This is a genomic window from Streptomyces sp. NBC_00654 (assembly GCF_026341775.1).
GTDB lineage: Bacteria > Actinomycetota > Actinomycetes > Streptomycetales > Streptomycetaceae > Streptomyces.
Genome location: NZ_JAPEOB010000001.1, coordinates 3,558,956 through 3,575,018, shown reverse-complemented (window position 1 = coordinate 3,575,018; position 16,063 = coordinate 3,558,956). Strand labels below are relative to the sequence as shown.

The window sequence follows — 16,063 nt, the reverse complement described above, 5'->3', positions numbered from 1 at the left end:
GGCCCATCGCGGCTCAGCGCCCGTAGGGCGGGGTCGCGGATCGCCTCCGTACGGTCCACGAAGGTGACGCCCACGGTGTGGCGGCGGCCGTCGTTTGCGCGGCGGGTCCGGGGGATGCCGTCGGCACGGTCCGTCCCGCCGGTCCCGCTCGTATGCTCGGTTCCATGGACAGCGGACCGCCCCATGAGATGACGGCGGCCGGGCTCACGCTCCGGGAGATCCTGGCGTTCGACGACAGCGGGGCGCTGCGGCTGCTGCTGGCCCCCGCCGGGCAGGATGTCGCGGTCCGGGGCGTGATGTTCGGCGACGAGGTGGCGGACCGGCCCGCCGGGGCGCACCTGGTCCTGGCGGTCGGGGCGTCGACAGCCCTGGCCGAGGCGGCGGAGCCGGTGTTCCGCGCGGCCCGGCAGGGTGCCTGTGCCGTGGTGCTGCGCGAGGCGGAGGACGCCGCGGCAGCTCCCGAAGTGCTCGCCGCGGCCGAGGAGTCGGGCATCGCGCTGCTGGCCCGCGCGGCGTGGGCGGACTGGACCGACACCGCGACCCTGCTGCGCTCCGCACTCGCGTACGCACGCGCGGGGCGCAGCGGTCACCCGGTGGCGGACGGCACTCCGGCGGGCGGGCTGAGCGCGCTCGCCGCGTCCATCGCCGAGTCGGCCGGCGGTTCGATCACCATCGAGGACACCGGCTTCCGGGTGCTGGCCCACTCGGCCACCCGGCCCGAGGCCGACGGGATCCGCCGGTCCACGATCCTGGGCGGCCGGGTCCCCGAGTGGCGGGTGGCCGAGCTGCGCCGCAGCGGGATCCTGCGGAGTCTGTGGACCTCACGCGACGTCATCCACCGCCCGGCGGACGGCGACAGTCCCGAGCGCCTGGTCATCGCCGTGCGCAGCGGCCCGGAGGTGCTCGGTTCGATCTGGGCCGCCGCGGACGGCCGCCCCCTGTCCCCGCGGGCCGGGGAGGCGCTGCGCCGCGCCGCCGGGGCCGTGGCGCCCCATCTCGTGCGGCACCGGCTGCACGAGAGCGGTGCCGTACGCCGTCGCGACCATGCCCTGCGCGGGCTGCTGTACGGGCAGGGGGACCGCCGTACCCACGCCTGGTCGCTGGGCCTGGCACCGGACGCTCCGTGCGCGGTCCTGGCGGTGGTCCCGGACCCGGCGGCCGGTTCGCCGTCGTCCGCCGGCCGCGCGCTCGATGTGCTCGGCCTGCACGCCTCCGCGTACCGCCGTACGGTGCTGGTCCTGCGCGAACGGGCGCGGCTGCTGGTGCTGCTGCCCGCCGAGCGGGGGCGGGACCGCGAGGCGCTCGCTCTGGCCCGGGAGCTGGACCGGGTGGCGGGGTCACTGCCCGGCGGCGTTCCGGTCCGGATCGGGGCCGGGTCCGTGGCCCCTTCCGCGCTCGGCGCCGCCGGCTCGCTGGAGGAGGCCGTGCTCGTCGTCCGGGTGCTGCGCGAGCGGGAGCACCGTGGCGGGAACGGCGCCCCGGTGCGGTACGCCGGGGCGTCCGGGGTACGGACGGCCCTCGATGTGCTGCGCGTGCTGGATACCGTACGGCCGTTGTGGGAGGCGGGCGGCGGGCCGGTGCACGGCCTGGTGGCCGCCGATCTCGCGGCGGGCGGCGAGCTGGTCCGCACGCTCGCCGCCTATTTCGACGCCGCGGGCGATGTGACCCGGGCCGCGCACCGGCTCGTGCTGCATCCCAACACGCTGCGGTACCGGCTGCGGCGCGTACGGGAGAGGTTCGGCGTCGATGTGGACGACCCGGACACCCGGCTGCTCCTGGCCCTGGCCGTGCGCCTGTCGGGTGAGGTTTGAGGGGTTCGGCAGGTTTCCGTACGGCGGTTGCCCGTGCGGACAAGGATCGGCGCCAGTCTTGTCCTTCCCGACAAAGACCTGTGGGGTTCCCATCACCGATTCTCACCGTATGACGCAGACATCCGCGCAGTCCGCTTCCTCCCCGCCGTCCGCCGCCTCAGCGCAGTCCGCCTCCTCAGCGCAGTCCGCCTCCTCCGGACGCGCCGCGTACTTCGCCGACGCCGTCCGCGAGGCCGTCGAGCAGGGCCTGCTGGGCGAGCACAGTCCCGTCGCGGGTTTCATCGACACCGACGGGGTACGTGATTCCGTCGCCGCGCTGCGGGACGCGTTCGCCGGGACGCCCGGTGTACTCCACACCTTCGCGGCGAAGGCCGCCGCCCTGATCCCGGTGCTGCGGCTGCTGGCCGACTGCGGGATGGGATGCGAGGTGGCGAGCCCGGGTGAGCTGAGGCTCGCCCTGGACGCCGGTTTCGCTCCCTCGGCCATCGTGCTGGACTCCCCCGTCAAGACGCGGGAGGAGATCCGGCTGGCGCTCGCGCTGGGCGTGGCCGTCAACGCCGACAGCCTGGACGAACTGCGGCGTATCGACGAACTGCGCTCCCCGGACACCGCGTCCGTCCTCGGGCTGCGGGTCAATCCGCAGGTGGGCGGTGGTTCCATCGGGGCGATGAGCACGGCGACGGCCACCTCGAAGTTCGGGGTGGCGCTGCGCGACGCGGGAGCCCGTGAGGCCGTGGTCCGGGCCTTCGGGGAACGGCCGTGGCTGACCCGGCTGCACGCCCATGTCGGTTCCCAGGGCTGCCCGTTGGAACTCATCGCGGCGGGCATCGGCGAGACGTACCGGCTGGCCGAGGAGATCAACGGGCGTCTGGGGACCCGGCAGATCACCAGCCTCGACATCGGCGGCGGGCTTCCGGTCAATTTCGCCGACGACACGGTCCGGCCGGCGTACACCGACTACGTGGCGGCCCTCACGGAGGCGGTACCGGGCCTCTTCGACGGCCGCTACGCGCTCGTCACCGAGTTCGGCCGTTCCCTGCTCGCGAAGAACGGCTTCATCGGCGCCCTGGTGGAGTACACGAAGGACGCGGGCGGACGCCGTGTCGCGCTCACCCATGCGGGTGCGCAGACCGCCACCCGTACGGTCCTGATGCCGGACGCCTGGCCGTTGCGGGTCGGCGCGTTCGGCGCGGACGGGCGCCCCAAGGAGGGACCACCGCTGGCACAGGACATCGCGGGCCCGTGCTGCTTCGCCGGGGACGTGGTGGCGTACGGCCGGGAGCTGCCGGAGTTGCGCGAGGGCGACTTCGTCGTGCTGTACGACACGGGTGCCTACTACTTCTCCACCCCGTGGGCGTACAACAGCCTGCCGCGCCCCGCCGTGCACGGCTTCCGGGCCGCCGCGGGCGACGGTGGCGCCGGGGTGGTGTTCGCCCCGGTGCGCGATGCACAGTCGCTGGACTCGATCGCGGCGGAGAGCGGTCTCGCCCACGCCGACGCGCTGGCCGGGCCCGGCGGCGGGCCTGCCCGGCCCGCCTGAGGGTCCGCGTGCCGGACGGGGGCTCAGCGGCTCACCCGGCGGGCTGGGGCGAGGGCTCCGGCTCGGGCACCGGGTCGGGGTCGGGCCCCGGCGGCTGCGGAATCGGGTCGGGCGACGGTCCCGGCGGCATCGGGCCGGGCCCCGGCCGTCCGGGCGGCGGGCCCGGTACAGGTGTGGGCGGACCGGGCACCGGTGCGGGGGTCGGCGCCGGCGGTACCGGGTCGGGGTACGGGTGGGTCATCTCGGACCTCCAAAGCGTCGGGAGTCTTTCCGGTGGAGCTCGTCTCCACCGTCTCCCGCTGCGGCTGCCCGCGCCTGTCGAGTCCACACGTGTGCCCCGCGCACCCGCGGCGCCGACGCGGTCAGAACAGCTCGGGGTGCGACGTGAGCTGCCGCTCCGCCTCCCGGACCAGCTCCGCGGGGGCGGCGGGCGCCTGCTCCGGGTGGCGCTGCGCCCATTTCGCCGCGTACGGGCAGAGCGGGACGACGGGGACTCCCTCACGGGCCGCCATGGCGTAGAACTCCGCCACGAGGGCACTCGCGATGCCCTTGCCCTCGTGGCCCGGCTCGACGACGGTGTGCACGGCGACGAGGGCGCCGGGTACGGGCTCCATGACGAAGTACGCGATGACCCCGGCGGCCGTGCCGTCCTCGTAGGCCACGAGGTTGCCGTGTTCCCGGTCGTCCCGGATGCCGACCGCTGAGTTCTCTGCCATGACGGTGCTCCTGTCGCCTGCGGGCATGGACGGTGCGGTTCAGCCTGCCGCGGGCACCACGTGCGGGCCACGTCGGGTACGGGTCCCGGGAACGGGCGCGGAGGCGTCGTGACCGAGGGCGACGATCCGGTTGCCCGCGTCGACGTGGACCACTCGTGGAGTCAGCGCGCGGGCCTCGGCGTCGTCGACCTGTGCGTAGCTGATCAGGATGACCAGGTCGCCGGGGTGGACCAGGTGGGCGGCCGCCCCGTTGATGCCGATGACACCGGAACCGCGCTCGCCCTCGATGACGTACGTCTCCAGGCGTGCACCGTTGTCGATGTCGACTATATGCACCAGTTCACCGGGCAGCAGATCGGCGGCCTCCATCAGCTCGCCGTCGATGGTCACGGATCCGACATAGTGCAGGTCGGCCTGGGTCACCGTGGCCCGGTGAATCTTGGACTTGAACATCGTGCGCAGCACCGGGGACTCCTCTGATACGGCTCCCTGCCTGCTTTGTGCAGGTCAAGGGCGGTCTCGACCTTACACCGGCACGCGCCGAACGATGTTTGTGAGGAACATCGCTCCGGTCAGGCGCGACGGCTTCCTACCTGGACTTTCCCTTCGCACCGGAGCCTGTTGAGACGATCGTCCCGGAACGCGCGGGGACTCATGCTGACTGAATGCCGACGTACCTGATGAACCATCAGGCGATCGACACTCGACCGCTCCGGAAGTCGGCTCGCTGTCTGCGGCCCACCCGAGGCCCCTCGGCAACATGGAACTCGCGAGCGACGGCTTCCCGCCCGATGGCCTCGCGAGCCGGAGGCGCGGTAGGAAACCGCCCCCGGCCGAAAGGGCACAGGCCCCTTAGGGCGCGTATCGAGTCGTGATCAACTACCTGCTGCGTGGGCCGGTGGCGGCCGCCCGCGGCGACTCGCGTGAGATCATCCGTCCATGAGCAGCGACCTGGAAGTAAGCGCTCTGGCGATCAATGTCGTGATACCGCAGGCGCTCCGCTGGACGGACACCCGACGCGGTGAAGCGTTCACGCTGACCACACTCAACGTCCGGCTTCTCCCGGACGGTCACCTGGCCGTGAAGGCCTACGGCAGACCAGTCGGTGGTGGTCGGGGCGCGTACGTCTCGTTCCCTGTCCCCGATAAACCCGAGCTGGCGGCCCTGGTCTCCGATGCTGCCGGCCGTGCCGGGGCGTTGTGGGCCGCCCATCGTGGTCTCGGCTGAGCCCAGTTCGACTCGACAGCGGACGGTGGCAGTCCCAGATTTCGCCCTCACGGCGAGACCTGGGCCGGTAGACCTTCTTGCGTGACGCGAGTGCGACTGAAGGATGCAGAGTGGGAGTTCGCCGGGCCGTACCTGCCGATCGGCGAGTACGGCCCGTATCCCGAGCGGCTGCGGCAGCAGTTCGAGGGCGTGATGTGGCGGTTCAGGACGGGCGGGCAGTGGCGGGAGACGCTGACGGAGTTCGGCGCCTGGTCGACCGTCTACAACCGCTTTAGGCAGGGCGTGACGCCGGGGTCTTCGAGGCTCTGCTGGAGGGCCTGATCACGGAAGCCGCGAAACGCGGTGAGGTGGACTTGTTCCTGGTCAGCATCGACTCCACCACCACCCGGGCCCACCACGACACGGCCGGGATGCACCTCAACGAGGACGTCGTCGCCGCCCTGGAGAAAGCCGCCGCCGGGGAGGAGAAGGTCAGGTCAAAGGGGGCAGTATCGAAGAACAAAGCGGGCAGGAGACCGAAAGCGATCCCGTGCGGGAAGAACGAAGACGCGTCCGGCGTCGGCGGAAACTCCGGCTGAAAGCTGCCCTCCTCGGACGCTCCAGAGGCGGACAGACCAGCAAGGTCCACCTCGCCGCCGACCGCAAATGCCGCCCGCTGGCGTTCATCCTGACCGCGGGCCCGCAGTTCATCCCGGCCCTGAAGAAGGTGCGGGTACGCAGGCCCGTCGGCCGCCCCCGCACACGGCCGGACGCGGTCGCCGGGGACAAGGCCTACTCGTCCCGCGGAAACCGCGCCTACCTGCGTAGACGCCGTATCAAGGCGGTCATCCCTGAGAAGAGGGACCAGGCCGCCAACCGGAAGAAGAAGGGCTCCAGAGGCGGCCGGCCCGACAGCCACGACGCCGACCTCTACAAGGAGAGGAACACCGTCGAACGCCTGATGTGCGCCACGAGGCGCCTTGTTGTATCCCCGGCTCAGCCGGGAGGAATTGGAGGGATATTCCTGGGCCTGATGGCTCACCTGGATCCGAAAGGTGATGGGGACCAGAGCATGCCAGACAATCAGTGACCGGGCTCAGTTGCCAGGGACGGTGCACTGAGGGGCCCGCGTGATATGGCGAAAGCTGGATTGCCTGAACCCCAATCTCCAGTTGATGAAAGTTCGCATCCATCGGAAAGGCTACTGAAACCGATGCCATGTCCTGTGGCGGCCTTGATCAGGGGCCGACGCACCCTCTGCGACATGGGGCGATGTCCAGTGACGGGCATTCAAGGAGATGAGTGGGGCGCCTACGTCACGCTATGACGTACAACAAGGACGAACGTGGGATCGCCTACGGGGTGCGAACCCTAAGGCGACGGAGTGCTCGTAGTAGTCGCAGGAGTAACGACCTGTCAAGGAGAGCGGGAAAGCCGCTCGCAGGGCGAAGGGGCACAGGTGACTGGATGCGAACGAGACCTGGAGGTATGCGAAATGCAGAGTGCCGACACGGTGTTAGGCATCCTTCGTGAGCGCGGCAGGCTAGAACTGCCGTGCGACGAACTGTATCGGCAAATGTTTAATCCGCAGTTGTACCTGGCGGCTTACGACCGCATCTACTCCAATAAAGGGGCGATGACGCCGGGAGTCACTCAAGAAACCGTGGACGGCATGTCGTTGGACAAGATCGGCCGCATCATCGATGCGATGCGTCACGAGCGCTACCGGTTCAGTCCCGTCAAGCGGGTCAGCATTCCCAAGAAGAATGGGAAGCTCCGCCCGCTTGGGCTGCCGACATGGACGGACAAACTGGTTGGTGAAGTGATGCGCCTCCTTCTGGAGGCGTACTACGAGCCGCAGTTCTCCGACCGTTCCCACGGGTTCCGGCCCGGACGGGGATGCCACACGGCCTTAACCGAGGTGGGCAATACCTGGACGGGTACGACCTGGTTCATCGAAGGTGATATCTCCGACTGTTTCGGATCGATCGACCATCAAGTCGTCATCGAGACCCTGTCAGAAAGAATTCACGATGGCCGGTTTCTTCGGCTGGTGCGAAACATGCTTGAGACCGGGTACATGGAGGACTGGACCTGGGGCGCCACGCTCAGTGGGGCACCCCAGGGCGGGGTACTCTCCCCGCTTCTATCCAATATCTACCTCCACCGACTGGACAGATTTGTCGAGAAGACTCTGATTCCGCAATACACCCGAGGGCAGAGCAGGGTGCGCAACCCTGCCTACCTGGAGGTGGTCAACGCGATCGCTCGTGCCCGCAGGCGGGGCAACCGGACCGAAGTCCGGTCACTTCGCAAGCAGCAGCGCAGTATTCCCAGCGTGGATCCGAATGATCCGGGCTACCGAAGGCTGCGTTACGTGCGATACGCCGATGACACCCTGCTAGGGTTCATCGGGCCGAAATCCGAGGCCGAAGAGATCAAACGGCGCCTCGCGGCATTCCTCCGCGACGACCTCAAGTTGGAAATGTCGCCAGAAAAGACGCTGATCACCCACGCCCGCAAGGGCGCGGCTACGTTCCTCGGATACGAGATCGCCGTCCAGCACAACGATAGGCAGGCAACCCGGGGCCGCAGGACGGCCAACGGGTCGATCGCCTTGCGTGTGCCAGCGAAGGTGATTCGAGAGAAGGCAGCCCTGTATTTCAGTCGCGGAAAACCCGCGCATCGGTCCCAGCTCCCTCGACGACGACTACACCATCGTCAACGTCTACGGGGCCGAATACCGGGGCATCGTCCAGTACTACCTACTGGCTGGCAACGTATGCCGATTGCATCGGCTGCGTTGGGCCATGGAAACCTCGTTGCTCAAGACACTGGCAGCGAAGCATCGCTCGACCGTGTCCAAGATGGCGGCCCGCTACAAGGCCAAAGTCGAGACACCATATGGGTCCCGCACATGCTTCGAAGCCAGCATCCCCAGCGGCGCAGGTAGGAAGCCACTGGTCGCACGATTCGGCGGAATCTCATTGACGCGACAGAAGGCAGCGGTCCGCGGACCGTCAAGTGGCCAACCCCCGCCCCAGAAAAGAGCTGATTACCCGGCTCTTGAAAGGGAAGTGCGAGCTATGCGGGACATCGGAAGACGTGCGAGTGCACCACATCCGAAGAATCGCCGACCTCGACAGGGGAGATCCACCTACTGAATGGCGCCAGGTCATGGCGAAGAAACGGCGCAAGACTCTGGTGGTCTGCACTGGTTGCCATGACATGATCCACTCGGGAAAGCCAACCAGCAGCGTCACGAAATAGGTCACTGGAGAGCCCGTTACGGGGAAACTCGTACGGCGGGTTCGGAGGAGGGCCGTGCGGAAAAGGGCCTGCATATGGCAGGCACCTCGTCGCGTGGCCTACCCAACCAACAAGCTGAAGGCCTGGCGAGGCATCGCCACTCGCTATGACAAGACGCCGGAGAGCTACCTTGCCGGCCTCCACCTCCGCGCTTCGATGATCTGGATCAAGGACCTCACCCGGACCGCCCATTGATCACAATCAGCGCCCTAGAAGATTGCTGAAAATCTCGGGTTCTGGCCCCGGCTCGGTGGAGTCGGGGCCAGTCTTGTAGGCATGCAGGGGGAATGGGCCGGGGACACGGTCGGGCCGGATGTGTGGGAGACCTGCCGGGAGTTGATCCCGGCAGGCAGTGTGTTCGCGTTCCTGGCTGAACATCGTGAGGTGCTGTTCCCGCCGGGGATGTTCGCGGACATGTATCCGTCGTCCAACGGCCGTCCGAGTCTGCCGCCGCAGGTGCTGGCCGCGACGGTGGTGCTGCAGAGCCTGCAGGGGCTTTCGGACTTCGAGACGGTCCAGGAGCTGCGGTGTGACCTGCGGTGGAAGGCCGCCTGCGGGCTCGGCCTGTACGACACCGCGTTCGATCCGTCGCTGCTGACGTATTTCCGGCGCCGCCTGCGTCGTTCGGCCGATCCGATGCGGATCTTTACCAAGGTCAGGGAGGTCGTGGCCGCGACCGGCGTACTCAAGGGAAGGCAGCGGCGGGCGCTGGACTCCACGGTGCTCGATGACGCGGTGGCCACCCAGGACACCGTCACCCAGATCATCTCCGCCGTCCGCCGAGTGATCCGCGAGGTCCCCGGCGCCGGGGAAGTGGCTGCGGAACACTGCCGGGCGCACGACTACACCGACCCGGGCAAGCCGAGGATCGCCTGGGACGACGAGACGGCCCGCGCCACGCTGGTCGACGCGCTGGTCACTGATGCCCATCTCCTGCTCGGGCACCTGCCCGAGCAGAACCTGGGCGAGAAGGCGGCGAACGCTGTTGGCCTGCTGGCCCTGGTCGCGGGCCAGGACGTGGAACCCGCCGAGGACTCCGACGGACGCGACGGACGCTGGCGCATCGCCAAGCGCACGGTGGCCGACCGGACCGTGTCCACCGTCGACCCCGACGCACGGCACATCCACAAAAACCGCACCCGTCACCAGGAGGGCTTCAAAGGACATGTCTCCTTCGAGCCGGAGACCGGCCTGTTCACCGCAGTCGCCCTCACCAGTGGCTACGGCCCCGACAACCACGAGGCCGCCGTCGCCGCCGGTCTGCTCGCCGACGAAGACGGCGAGTTAACCGTGCTTGGCGACTCCGCCTACGGCACCGGCGACCTGCGCGCTCGGCTGCACGCGGAGGGCCACACCCTGGTGATCAAACCGCCGCCGATGCGGCAGGCCGTCCCCGGCGGCTTCACCATCGACGACTTCCGCATCGACGCAGCGGCCGACACCGCGACCTGCCCGGCCGGACACGCCGCCAACCTCGGACAGGTCAAAGCGGACGGCGCCCGCACCGCCCAGTTCAAGCGCCTGTGCACCGACTGCCCCCTGCGGGAACGCTGCACCACCTCCAAGACCGGACGCACCCTCAACGTGCACCCCCAGTACGACCTGCTGGCCGCCGCCCGAGCCCAGGCCACCACCGACGTGGCCTGGCAGGACGAATACCGCAGATGGCGGCCGCCCGTCGAGCGGGCTATGGCCTGGCTCGTCGCCAAGGGCAACCGCCGGGTTCCCTACCGCGGCGTCATCACCAACAACATCTGGCTCCACCACCGCGCCGCCGCCCTCAATCTCCGCCGACTGATCAGCCTCGGACTCATTCGGACGGGCAACACCTGGCACCTCGTCCCAGCCACCGCATAGCGAAAAGGGCCACCCGGCCTGCAGCCGGACAGCCCTTCGACAAGATTTTCAGCAAACTTCTAGCCGTACGGGTTGAGTGCCCAGAAGCGGACGGTGTCGCTGCGACGGTCGAACCACAGGTTGGTGGAGTAGCCGCTGCCGTCGCGGTCGAGCTCGTGCGACCGGATCCACTGGGGGTTCTCCGGCCCCTCGCCCTTGAGCGGCTTCTCGAACCACGAGGAGAAGTCATCGGCCGGCCTTTCGGAGACGAAGGCGTGGGCCGCCGTCAGCTCGGCAAGTTTCCCCGGTGTCAGCCGGGCGAAGCCCGAGATCACCAGCTCCGGCGAGGGTATGCCCCGATCGTTGTCCCGGCTGCTCACCCACTTGGCGTCGGTGAGCGGGCCCAGCAGCGGGAACGCCCGCTCCAGCGGTGTGGTAGTGGTGTGCCAGTCCCCCTTGGCCCCGTTCGCCACCTGACGCAGGGCCCACCAGGCGGGTAGGACCGCCAGCCCCGCCCCGATCCCGATCAGCTTCCGTCGCTCCACCGCGATCCCCCTCATGCCTGACTTCGGGGGCACCTTATCTGGCTCGAGCACCTCACCCGGACCACCTATTGATCACAACCCGATACGCGCCCTAGGCGCGGGCAGCAAGCGCGTACGGGCCCGGCTGCCGACGTTGCGGCAAGCAAGCCGGACTGAGCGCCTGGGATGCGAACCTCTATTCCATAATCCTCCGGCCCCATCAGCACGCGGCCAGTGCGCGACACGATGGCGCAGAACCGCAGGATCTCCCCCGGCGTGGTCATCCTGAAACCGGACGACAGCTCACGCCCTCGCAAGCCAACTTTCGAAGAGGACCACAGACCAGGGCTCGTTGCTCGCGCTGAAGCGCGAGAATCGTCGCATGGTTCGCTCGTCCTCCCGCAGCCCTTTCTCCGACCGCAAGGATGCAGGGCGGCCGCGCAGTCAAGCAGCTGAGGCCAAGCACACCGCCGCAAATGCAGGCAGCCGGATATGAGCCGCTGGAGCCCTATCCCGGGAGCGGGCAACCGTGGCGGTCCCGGCACCTGGCGTGCGGAAGCATCGTCTCCCCACGACCGGCATACCTCAGCGCCGGGCAGGGTCGGGTGCACGGAGTGCACGAAGAAGAGCCGCCGGGCCATCTTCCAGGAGCGCGCCGGTGGGGCCGACCGGGCCGAGACGGACATGCGGTCGGTCGGTCTGGAGCCGCTGGAGCCGTATCTCAACAGTCAGACACCGTGGCGCTGCCGCTGCACCGCGTGTGGGGCCGTCGGCACACCACGACTGTCCGCGGTCCGGAAACTGGTCAAGGAGGGGGTCTCGTCGGGCTGCGCCACGTGCAACCGCAGGGCCCGCGGTCGGCGGCAGCGCGAGGCCAACGCCGGAAAGACGGAGGCCATGATGCGCGAGGCGGGGTACGAGCCGCTGGAGCCGAATCTTCTTGCCGGTACACCGTGGAACTGCCGTCATGCAGCGTGCGGCGAGGTGGTCCGGGTGAAGGCGTCGAGCGTCCGCAGCGGCTACGACCTGTGTCCGCTCTGCCGGGCGGTGGGGAACAAGCAGCGGGGTGCTGCCCGCCGTATCGACCCGGTCGAGGCCACCGCTCTGATGCGGGCGCACGGGTTCGAGCCGCTGGAGCCGTATCCCGGTGCTTCGGTGGGCTGGCACTGCCGCTGCACCACGTACGGGAAGGAGTCGAAGCCCCTGTACTCCGGGGTCAAGGGCCGCGGGCACCGTTGCGGGCACTGCGCGGGAAGCGCGCCGCTCGACCCTGCGGAGTGCGCGGCGGAGATGCGCGCGGCCGGATTCGAACCGCTGGAGCCCTACCGCACCAGATGATCGATTCCAAGGGGTCAGTGGTCGTAGGCGGTCAGTGAGCGTAGGACGGGCTGGCTGGTGTGGTCGTTGTGCCAGATCACGGCCGTCAGCGCGAGGATGCGTTGCATGACGCGGGCGACCACGCCGCCCGGTGTGCGGCCTCGGTGCTGTTCGAGGTCAAGCTGGCCCTTGAAGGTCTCGTTGACCGACCCGATGACCTGCCGCAACGGCTTGAACAGGGGTGCCCGGCCCGCTCCGGCTCGCCCTTGCGGGCCGGCCTCAGCAGCCGGATGTCCTGCTCGGCCAATTGGTACTCGAAGGCGCGGCCGAAGCAGTTCTTGTCGCCGATCTGCGTCTGCCCGGCCCGGGCGGCGACCAGTTCCGGTCCGGCGGCGAGCAGTCCAGCAGGGTCTCGCGTTCGTCGGCCTTGGCCCCGGTCAGGGCGAAGGCGATGGGCAGGCCCTGCAGGGTGCACACCAGGTGCAGGCGCAGGCCCCAGAAGAAGCGGCTGTGGCTGGCGCAGTACCCGTACTCGGCCCATCCGGCCAGGTCGGAGCGCTTGACGGTCTCGCGGGAGCGTCCGCACTCCACCGGCGTGGAGTCCACGATCCACATGTCATCACTCCATACAGAGGTGTCGGTTGCCAGTACCCGGGTCACCCGCCGCAGCAGCTCGGTGGCCTTGCGCAGGCGCTTGTTGTAGCCGGGCTGCTTGGGCAGGTAGGGGAAGAGATGCCGCAGGTGGGCGCGGGCGTGGCGGAGCCGCTCGGCCTCGGAGGTGAAGCCCAGCATGGCCTGCATCATCGCGAGCGTGACCTGCTCGGCATCGGTCAGTTGCGGAGCGATCCCGACCGCCGGACGCCAGGACGCCAGGTGCGGTGAGTCCTTCAGCAAGTCGTCGGTCTTCACACAGAGTGCGGTGGCGAGGGAGTCCAACTCTGTCTTCGCACACTGACGTTGGACTCCCTCCTTCCAACCCCGCAGGCGATTCTCTGGAACGGATCAGCATGTGGAGATCGATGGCTCCCGCGGACTCAGGCGCCCACGGTCCCATCGACACCTTCACGCAGAAGGTCCGCGTGCCCGTTGTGGCGGCCGTACTCCAGAAGCACGTGCACCATCACCATCCGCAGCGACACCTCCTCGCCCCATCGTGGCTGATACCCGGCCTGGTCCAGGGACTCAGCCTCCCGCTCGATACGGCGCGAGTTCTCCACCTCGGCATCCCAGGCCACGAACGCCTCGTCCCTGGTCGACGCACTCGCGTCGTACGCTGCCTGAAAGTCGATCTTGTCGGACCAGACCATGGGCGCGTCATTGTCCTCGAACACTCGACGGAACCAAGCACGCTCCACCTCCGCCATGTGCCGCACCAGACCGAGCAGCGAAAGCGCGGACGGCGGCATCGGCTGCTGCCGCAGCTCCTCGTCGGTGAGCCCTTCGCACTTCATGGCGAGAGTTGCGCGGTGGTAGTCGAGGAAAGCCCGCAGCATGTCGCGTTCGCTGCCAAAACGGGGCGGTCCTATGCGATTGACGCTGGTCATTGGTCGTGCTCCTCATCCATGCCTACGTTGAGGGCCAGTATCTAATCCCGTCGACTGTCCCCATACGAGTGGCCGTCAACCGGACCTGAAGGCTCATTGGACCCCGAAGCCGCAACTACCCCTTGGAATCGACCATCCAGTCAGACCCCCTGGCGCTGCCGCTGCACCACAGGCGAACGAGAGAGCACCTCCAACGTCAACAATGGAGGGAGCCGTTGCCGCTTCTGCTCCTCCAAGTCATCGAACGCTAAACAGGCCGAAGGCGAGATGCGCGCGGCCGGGTTCCAGCCGCTGGAGCCCTACCCCGGCCAGGCGACGGCCCCGTGGCACTGCCGCTGTTCCTGCGGGAACGACGTCATGACGCGCCTGTCCTTCGTCCGTTCCGGAACGGCAGGCTGCAAGAAGTGCCCCGAGCCGGCAGCCGAACCAATCTCTTTAGGGCCGCTGCCGAGGTTCGCCAGGCGGGGTTCGAGCCCCTTGAGACCTATCCCGGAAAGACCACCGACCGGTGGCACTGCCGCTGTGCGTGCGGGACCGAAGCTGGGGAGAATGAACTTGCGCTGAGGAGCGGATGGGGAGAATGGGAGTCCCTGGGGAGAAGTGATGCGGGTGATCTCGTCTACCTACCTCCAAGCAAGGCCCTGACCAGGACTTTTACCCTCCTGCAAGTACTGGGGTGAATCCGGGGAGAATTGGCTGGCGACACAGCCCCTGGCCTGCCTGGCCTCAGGTCCCATGTGTCTCGATGTTCAGCCGGGGCAGCAGCACCCGGAAGCAGCACCCTCGCGCGGGCTCCGACCGCAGTTCGATGCTGCCTCCGTGCGCGCTGACGAGTGCGTGGACGATGGCGAGGCCGAGTCCGGAGCCCCCGCCCGCTGTTCGGCTGCGCGAATTGTCCGCGCGGTAGAAGCGTTCGAAGACCCGCTCCTGTTCGTCGGCCGTCAGACCGGGGCCCGTGTCCTCGATCTCGATCACGGCATGGCCGTCCAGCGAGCCGACGCCGACGCGGATGCCGCTGCCGGGCGGGGTGTGGTTCACCGCGTTTCCGACGAGGTTGCTGACCACCTGCCGAAGTCGTGCCTCGTCCGCCAGGGCGGGGGCCGAGGTGGCCTTGCCGGCGTCCGGGCCGGTCAGTGTGACGGACCGAGCGGGATCCAGGGCGTGGATGTCGTGCAGGGCGTCGACGGCGAGAGTGCGCAGGTCCATGGGCGCGAGCTCCAACGGGTACGGGTCCGGCGCTGCGGCTCCCGGCCGGGCGAGGTACGCGCTCTCGTCGAGCCTCGCGAGCAGCAGCATGTCCTCGACGAGCCGGCCCAGGCGCTCTGACTCCCGGGCGATGCGTTCCATCGTCTCGTCGACGTTCTGGCGGGTCGGCAGAGCACCCATGCGGTAGAGGTCCGTGTATCCCTTGATGCCGACGAGCGGGGTGCGCATCTCGTGGCTGGCGTCGGCGACGAAGCGGCGCATGCGCACCTCGGCCTCCTCCCTAGCCTGGAAGGCCGTCTCGATCTGGACAAGCATCCCGTTGAGCGACGTGGTGAGCCGGCCCGTTTCGGTTCGCGGCCCGGCCAGGGTCGGCACCCGGCGGGAGAAGTCGCCGTGCGCGATCGCCGCCGCGGTCTCCTCGATACGGGTGAGCGGGCGCAGGCTCGAGCGCACGGCCAGCCAGCCGGCTGCCGTGAGGAGGCAGAGCAGGACGCTGCCCACGGTGGCGGATATCGTGCGGATCTCGCTCACCGTGTCGTCGACGTGGGAGAGGGACGCCGCCACGATCACGCTGTCGGGCTGGGGGGCGCCGTCAGCCGCGGTACCGGCGGCCGAGGTGTAGGGCACGGCCATGACCCGCCAGCGCCCTGACCCGTTCTGTGAGTCGACGGTGAACGGATCGCCCTTCCGTGCGTCGACGGAGTGACCGTCGAGGGTGGGGAGGGCGGGCCCGCCCCCCGGGGGGAGCTTCTCCGGTGGTGGTATTCGGTTGAGGATCGTGCCCTGATCGTCCATGTGGAAGACCACGGGGTTGCTGAACTGGCTCCATTGCGGGGGAAGTCGCTCGGCGCGCTGTGAGGTTTCCAGTACGGCGGCGGGCAGTCGGGCGCAGATCTGTGTGGTGACCTTGAGCCGGGAGTCGGCTTGCTCCATCAGGTACCCGCTCAGCGCGTTACTCACGAAGAACGCGTTGGTCACCAGACTGACCGCGAGCAGCGTCGCGGACAGGAACAGCAGACGTGCGCGCAGGGAGTACCGGTTCACAGCCCGCCGG

10 protein-coding genes and 4 pseudogenes are annotated in these 16,063 nt (G+C 68.7%); 8 read left to right on the top strand and 6 right to left on the bottom strand.

Going from position 1 to position 16,063, the window contains the following annotated elements; all coding sequences use genetic code 11:
• The first annotated feature begins 164 nt into the window (after positions 1-164).
• Positions 165-1,811 (top strand): CdaR family transcriptional regulator, encoded by a 1,647-nt coding sequence (locus OHA98_RS15310; protein ID WP_266926125.1) that lies wholly within the window; start codon positions 165-167, stop codon positions 1,809-1,811.
• 109 nt (positions 1,812-1,920) lie between these two features.
• On the top strand, positions 1,921-3,351 hold the full coding sequence (locus OHA98_RS15305; protein ID WP_266926123.1) for a diaminopimelate decarboxylase: 1,431 nt from the start codon (positions 1,921-1,923) through the stop codon (positions 3,349-3,351).
• A gap of 362 nt (positions 3,352-3,713) precedes the next feature.
• Here the strand turns inward: OHA98_RS15305 and OHA98_RS15300 are convergent, their stop codons facing one another.
• Both OHA98_RS15300 and panD read right to left on the bottom strand, forming a co-directional pair.
• The gene (locus tag OHA98_RS15300) at positions 3,714-4,067 is read right to left on the bottom strand and encodes a GNAT family N-acetyltransferase (protein ID WP_266926121.1); all 354 of its coding nucleotides are present in this window, start codon (positions 4,065-4,067) and stop codon (positions 3,714-3,716) included.
• A 39-nt stretch (positions 4,068-4,106) separates the two neighbouring features.
• Positions 4,107-4,532 carry an aspartate 1-decarboxylase gene (panD, locus tag OHA98_RS15295; RefSeq protein ID WP_266926119.1) on the bottom strand — a complete coding sequence of 142 codons (426 nt, stop codon included), beginning with the start codon at positions 4,530-4,532 and terminating at the stop codon, positions 4,107-4,109.
• Positions 4,533-5,006: 474 nt separating this feature from the next.
• Here panD and OHA98_RS15290 point away from each other — a divergent pair, with 474 nt between their 5' ends.
• The 5 genes and pseudogenes from OHA98_RS15290 to OHA98_RS15265 all read left to right on the top strand — a co-directional run bounded on the left by OHA98_RS15290 (position 5,007) and on the right by OHA98_RS15265 (position 10,439).
• Positions 5,007-5,294, top strand: coding sequence for a hypothetical protein (locus OHA98_RS15290; protein WP_266926117.1), 288 nt, complete (start codon positions 5,007-5,009; stop codon positions 5,292-5,294).
• An 81-nt stretch (positions 5,295-5,375) separates the two neighbouring features.
• Positions 5,376-6,237 (top strand): annotated as a pseudogene (locus OHA98_RS15285) (transposase); the annotation flags it as partial.
• Positions 6,238-6,768: 531 nt separating this feature from the next.
• A pseudogene (locus OHA98_RS42665) lies at positions 6,769-8,543 on the top strand (reverse transcriptase domain-containing protein).
• A 108-nt stretch (positions 8,544-8,651) separates the two neighbouring features.
• Positions 8,652-8,777, top strand: a pseudogene (locus tag OHA98_RS15270) (IS5/IS1182 family transposase); the annotation flags it as partial.
• An 81-nt stretch (positions 8,778-8,858) separates the two neighbouring features.
• Entirely contained in the window at positions 8,859-10,439 is a 1,581-nt protein-coding gene (locus OHA98_RS15265) for an IS1182 family transposase (protein ID WP_266926115.1), read from the top strand.
• Between the two features lie 59 nt (positions 10,440-10,498).
• On the opposite strand, the gene OHA98_RS15260 is transcribed toward OHA98_RS15265, so the two are convergent.
• Positions 10,499-10,963, bottom strand: a complete 465-nt coding sequence (locus OHA98_RS15260) for a hypothetical protein (protein ID WP_266926113.1) — start codon at positions 10,961-10,963, stop codon at positions 10,499-10,501.
• 663 nt (positions 10,964-11,626) lie between these two features.
• Here OHA98_RS15260 and OHA98_RS15255 point away from each other — a divergent pair.
• On the top strand, positions 11,627-12,280 hold the full coding sequence (locus OHA98_RS15255; RefSeq protein WP_266926111.1) for a hypothetical protein: 654 nt from the start codon (positions 11,627-11,629) through the stop codon (positions 12,278-12,280).
• A gap of 14 nt (positions 12,281-12,294) precedes the next feature.
• Here OHA98_RS15255 and OHA98_RS15250 read toward each other — a convergent pair.
• From OHA98_RS15250 to OHA98_RS15240, 3 genes and pseudogenes are all read right to left on the bottom strand, one after another.
• Positions 12,295-13,195, bottom strand: a pseudogene (locus OHA98_RS15250) (IS982 family transposase).
• Positions 13,196-13,293: 98 nt separating this feature from the next.
• Positions 13,294-13,803, bottom strand: a complete 510-nt coding sequence (locus OHA98_RS15245) for a DinB family protein (protein WP_266926110.1) — start codon at positions 13,801-13,803, stop codon at positions 13,294-13,296.
• A gap of 726 nt (positions 13,804-14,529) precedes the next feature.
• Positions 14,530-16,053 (bottom strand): cell wall metabolism sensor histidine kinase WalK, encoded by a 1,524-nt coding sequence (locus tag OHA98_RS15240; protein WP_266926108.1) that lies wholly within the window; start codon positions 16,051-16,053, stop codon positions 14,530-14,532.
• Positions 16,054-16,063: the final 10 nt, after the last annotated feature.

Bases quoted from the DNA above. Each gene is read 5' to 3' on its own strand.
- OHA98_RS15300 (WP_266926121.1), bottom strand. From the start codon at position 4,067: ATGGCAGAGAACTCAGCGGTCGGCATCCGGGACGACCGGGAACACGGC.
- OHA98_RS15305 (WP_266926123.1), top strand. From the start codon at position 1,921: ATGACGCAGACATCCGCGCAGTCCGCTTCCTCCCCGCCGTCCGCCGCC.
- OHA98_RS15245 (WP_266926110.1), bottom strand. From the start codon at position 13,803: ATGACCAGCGTCAATCGCATAGGACCGCCCCGTTTTGGCAGCGAACGC.
- OHA98_RS15290 (WP_266926117.1), top strand. From the start codon at position 5,007: ATGAGCAGCGACCTGGAAGTAAGCGCTCTGGCGATCAATGTCGTGATA.
- OHA98_RS15255 (WP_266926111.1), top strand. From the start codon at position 11,627: ATGCGGTCGGTCGGTCTGGAGCCGCTGGAGCCGTATCTCAACAGTCAG.
- OHA98_RS15265 (WP_266926115.1), top strand. From the start codon at position 8,859: ATGCAGGGGGAATGGGCCGGGGACACGGTCGGGCCGGATGTGTGGGAG.
- OHA98_RS15310 (WP_266926125.1), top strand. From the start codon at position 165: ATGGACAGCGGACCGCCCCATGAGATGACGGCGGCCGGGCTCACGCTC.